The sequence below is a fragment of the Brevibacillus halotolerans genome, assembly GCF_026891775.1.
Classification (GTDB): domain Bacteria; phylum Bacillota; class Bacilli; order Brevibacillales; family Brevibacillaceae; genus Brevibacillus_B; species Brevibacillus_B halotolerans.
Genome location: NZ_JAPTNK010000063.1, coordinates 1 through 348 on the forward strand (window position 1 = coordinate 1; position 348 = coordinate 348).

Annotated in this window: 1 pseudogene; it reads left to right on the top strand. The window is 42.8% G+C overall.

Going from position 1 to position 348, the window contains the following annotated elements:
• A pseudogene (locus O0550_RS24885) lies at window positions 1–348 on the top strand (efflux RND transporter periplasmic adaptor subunit); the annotation flags it as partial.

A 348-nucleotide genomic window follows, 5' to 3' on the forward strand; every position in this document is an offset into this window, starting at 1 on the left:
ATAAAAAAGGTCCAAAAAGCACAGATATTGCTTCCGTTCAAGCACAGATTAACCAGCTACAGGTAAAAAAAGCGGAGCTAGCGAAGCAAAGCTCTCAATCCACCGTGGTGGCTCCTTTCTCCGGTACTGTTTTAAAGGTGGATGCTAAGAATGGTCAAGCCGTGACGAAGGGTACAGAAATCATTACGATGGGTGATTTGACAAAATTACAAGTAGTAGCAGATATTAACGAATCAGATGTAAAAGAGCTTCAATTGGGACAAAAAGCACTTGTAAGCGGCACTTCTATGGGCAAAGAAAAAGTAGCAGCTACGGTAACCCGTATTTCGCCGCTGGCTACAAAGATTC